1 protein-coding gene is annotated in these 1,057 nt (G+C 49.7%); it reads left to right on the plus strand.

Translation table 11 applies throughout. The features are described 5' to 3' along the window. Positions 1 to 38 precede the first annotated feature (38 nt). Positions 39 to 1,057, plus strand: a 1,019-nt coding sequence (locus A3750_RS03030) for a DUF6701 domain-containing protein (protein ID WP_197474844.1), incomplete at its 3' end; no start/stop codon positions are given.

Here is a 1,057-nt window from a genome sequence, read left to right on the forward strand (position 1 = left end):
GATTTGACGGATCCAAGAATCTGAAAGTGTGGAGTGATGTGAATACGGATATCGCTCAGTCTCCGGGTGTCAAAGATACTGGACTGCCAAGAAGCATTTTATTTAATGGCGTCGGCGTGAGTGAAACCCAGCCGGCCAGTATTAATGTATCTGCTAACTTTAATGCCGGCGTGGCGAGTGTCGCATTGGCCTATGATGATGTAGGTGAAGTTCTGGGTTTAAATGTTCTGCATGATGAAGCGCCTTATGACGGTTCTGTACCTGAATTTTCGGCTTTGGCCGTCACGGTAGACCCTTTTGTTGTATCGCCTCAACGAATAACCATCCAAGCTGATGATGCGAATGCAGCCTGTGCAGGAGGGAGTCAGGCTGCACTTGCTGCTTGCTCTGTGCTGACTTCAGCGGGAAGTAATTTTAGTGTCACTGCTCAAGCAGAATGTAATGGAGGTGGGAGCGCGCCAAGCTACCAAGGTACGGTTGGTTTGAGTCATCAACTCATTTCGCCATCTGGAGGAAATCTTGGTGGGCTTGCACGAACCTCTTTGGTTTTTGATGGTACAGAGTCCGTGCCAGGTTCGCGGACTTTGACTGATCAGCAGGTGAGTGAGGTTGGTGTATTTTCTTTGACAACGTCGCCTCAAGCCTATTTTGGTCAAACGGTTGCCGGCTCAACATCAGCAAACATTGGACGGTTCACGCCTGCCGATTTTGTGGTCGCGCCGGATGATGGTCGCTTCGCTGCAAACTGCGGCAGTTTTACGTATATTGGACAGCCGTTTACGTATGCCACTTTGCCTTCAGCGAGCATTACCGCACGGAACGCCAACGGCGTGACGACTGAAAATTATACGGATAACAACTTTCGTAAGTTGGTTTCAGCGGACGTTGCTGATGCGCTGATTCCTCCGACGCAAGACGACTTGAAGGATGGCACGAGTGTGGGGGTAAAAATGCCCGTCACTGCGAGTTTAAATGATGGGGCTCTCAGTGTTCTGTCCCCAGGAGTTATGCTTTATACCTTCGATAATGGCGATACCTACAACTACGATAAGGATGC

The sequence above is a fragment of the Oleiphilus sp. HI0079 genome, from assembly GCF_001635105.1.